2 protein-coding genes and 1 pseudogene are annotated in these 3,105 nt (G+C 35.1%); 1 reads left to right on the forward strand and 2 read right to left on the reverse strand.

The annotated features are described in order from the left end of the window. Positions 1 to 726 precede the first annotated feature (726 nt). Positions 727 to 933 carry a hypothetical protein gene (locus EZH24_RS09355; protein WP_137998891.1) on the reverse strand — a complete coding sequence of 69 codons (207 nt, stop codon included), beginning with the start codon at positions 931 to 933 and terminating at the stop codon, positions 727 to 729. On the opposite strand from EZH24_RS09355, the gene EZH24_RS09360 reads away from it, so the two are divergent. Beyond that, entirely contained in the window at positions 920 to 1,447 is a 528-nt protein-coding gene (locus EZH24_RS09360; RefSeq protein ID WP_137998892.1) for a hypothetical protein, read from the forward strand. The two genes, EZH24_RS09355 and EZH24_RS09360, sit on opposite strands and share 14 nt — an antisense overlap. Before the next feature lie 91 nt (positions 1,448 to 1,538). On the opposite strand, the pseudogene EZH24_RS09365 reads toward EZH24_RS09360, so the two are convergent. Continuing rightward, positions 1,539 to 3,105: pseudogene (locus EZH24_RS09365) on the reverse strand (DNA-directed RNA polymerase subunit beta'); the annotation flags it as partial.

Here is a 3,105-nt window from a genome sequence, read left to right on the forward strand (position 1 = left end):
TTGCATGCTTAAGACGCATCGCCAACGTTCGCTCTGAGCCAGAATCAAACTCTCCATACTCGCTTTGATTCTTTATTTTATCACTCTACCAAGTGATGATTTACTTATGCTAAAGAAATTGTTACAAATTGTAACTTTGGGTCTTCGAACTATTAAAGTTCATTTTACACCAGTTGTGTTTGTTTTTCTTAAATTGCTTCTGCTATCCATATTTCAAAGAACTTTTTTATCGTTTGTGTTATCTATTATAGCATTATCGAAAAAAAAAGCAATACCTTAAAAGCGAATTTTAGCCTAAATTTTGCTTTTTCAATAAAAACTGTTCGTAAAATAATACATTTAATACATTTTTTAACGGTTTTAAAATTAAAAAAATATATTCAATACAAAATAAATAATTAATATAAGATATTTGACAAAATTTTTAGTCATCGCAAAATAAAAGCATGGCTATTTATTTTTATTTGGATTGCCATGCCTCTATAAAGGTTCGCACACGCTGTGCGCCGCGAGGCGATGACAGAAATGCATTGTCATTACGAGTGAGTGCGCTAAAGCGGGCAGTTGCCAAACGAACGAAGTAATCTATTCAGTGTGGATTGCTTCGCATCTATTGATGTTCGCAATGACAGAATTTTTTTTAATTTTTTTATTTAAAAGTATTGACATATTTTTTAAATATTGTATAATTCGTCCATAATCGAAAGAAAAAATTTCGGATTAAATCTATTTAACAGGAGATAAATTTACATGAAGAGAAGAGAAGAGAAGAGAAGAGAAGAAGAATACTACACTTTTAACTAATCCTTTATCACTCAAAACATTTCTAATCACATTATTATCATTTCTATTATTATTTTCCATAAGCTGTGGAAAAAATCCTGCAGAGCCAGAAGGCGGAGGAGAAACAAGCGAAGATTTGACTGCAACCATTCCAACGGCTACGGGAGACCCAGCAACGGATTTAACGGACGCTTACTATAGAGGCGCTCTTTCACTTACATCCCATAGCGCAAATGCAACAAGCGGAGTTACTAAAGAAGAATTACAAAATGACATTACAAGTAGCGGTGATATGATATTTTATTTGAATATTACCAATAATAATTTAAAATATGAACATTATTATAGCAGCGAGGTCGAGGGATTAAATGCTGAACAAGTGCAACAGTCAATTGAACGCATGTTAAACGATAGTGCTGCAGTGCAACTATTAAAATCTGGTTCTAAATATTCCGTGAGCAAAGTATATGATGGAAGTAATTATGATGGTTACATAGAAAAATCTTATATAGAGTTTACTATCTCTGGCAATAACATATCCATTACATATATAGATGGATTATCAGTGGATAATGTGGTAGATGGGGTAAATTATAAATATAGTTATAAAACTACTTATGAAGGAAATTTGACTAATTATACTCCAACCTCTTCTGGAAGTTAATTAAAGCGTTCGTTTAAAGTTATTTACGAAATTAAAAAGGCGTCATATTTAATGTGACGCCTTTTTTGTTTTAGATTTTTTATAAATAATATCAAACGGTGATTTGAATAATATCCTCTTCTTTTTTAGGAGTCAAATCTATTTTTTCGACTTTTTCCAAATCTCCGCTTTTCTTATTATATACATGAAGTTTATTATAAAGTTTAACTCCCGTTCCCGCTGGTATCAAATGCCCGATAATAACATTTTCTTTTAGTCCGAGCAATTTATCGACTTTACCCTTGATTGCGGCGTTAGTCAAAACTTTCGTAGTCTCTTGGAAAGATGCCGAAGATATAAAGCTTTCCGTATTGAGAGCGGCTTTCGTAAGTCCCAAAAGAACGGGTTTACCGCTTGCAGGAGAGCCTCCCGCTTCTTCGTATCTTTTATTTTCTTCTTCAAATTCGTATTTGTCGACATACTGCCCAACTATATATTTCGTGTCGCCAGGGTCGGTAATTTCGAGTCTTCTTAACATCTGCCTAATTATAAGAGCAAAATGTTTATCGTTAATTCCAACGCCTTGTTGTTTATAAACGCCTTGAATTTCTTCGAGCAAATAAGTTTGAAGAGCCAAATCTCCTTTAGTTTCCAAAATATCATGAGGATTTATCTTGCCCGCGCATAATTGAGCGCCCGTTTCCACATGGTCGCCGTTTCTAACCAAAAGCATTTTTCCATGCGGCACTAAATGTTTCGTTTCGTCAAATTCGTTTATAATTTTAACTACTTTTTTGCCTTTATGAGAGCCTCCAATTTCAACCTCTCCGTCAATTCCAGCGATAATCGCAGCGTCTTTAGGTTTTTGAGCCTCTAACAATTCGGTAACTCTTGGAAGTCCTCCCGTAATATCCCTACTCTTTTGTTGGACTCTCGTTATTTTCGCTATAACCTCTCCCGCTTCCACTTTGGCGTTATTGTCTACCATAAGTTGAGCGCCGTTTGGTATGTCGGTTTCAAAAGTGTCGCCTTCGCTTACTATAAGTATTTTAGGCTGCATTTTTTCGTCTTTGAATTCTTGTATTATATGAGTTTTGTTTCCCGTCTGTTCGTCTATTTCCTCTACCATAGTTCTGCCCAAAATAATATCCTGATACCTCACCACTCCGCCTTTTTCGGCAATGATAGGTTCGTTATAAGCGTCAAAACTTGCCAAAATCGTATTAGCCTCGATAAACAAATGCTCGTCAACTTTATATTCGCTTCCAACTTTTACACTTATATCATGTTCCATTCCCGTTATCATTATATATTTATCATCGTCCGTTATTTTGAATGTTCCGTTATAAGTAGATTTTATCTCCTCGCCATTTTTCGTAGTGGCTATCGCGTCTCCGATAAGAACTTTAGAATTGTTTTCAAATAATATATCTTGTATATTATTCTTTTCCCATTTATCCAAAACCCTTCTTATTTTCAAATCGCCTTTTCTCGCCGTAATTTTTATTCCGTTTGGCTGTAAAACATAGCCAGAAAGATGCTCTATATAAATAGGATAATTTACTTTAACCTCGTTCTCTTCAACCGACTGAGTGGCTACTCCTCCAATGTGGAAAGTTCTCATTGTAAGCTGAGTGCCGGGCTGTCCGATGCTGAGTGCCGGGCTGTCCGATACTTTG

Source organism: Brachyspira catarrhinii, from assembly GCF_005518285.1.
In the GTDB taxonomy this organism is placed as follows: Bacteria; Spirochaetota; Brachyspiria; order Brachyspirales; family Brachyspiraceae; genus Brachyspira; species Brachyspira catarrhinii.

Bases quoted from the DNA above. Each gene is read 5' to 3' on its own strand.
- EZH24_RS09355 (WP_137998891.1), bottom strand. From the start codon at position 933: ATGGTTGCAGTCAAATCTTCGCTTGTTTCTCCTCCGCCTTCTGGCTCT.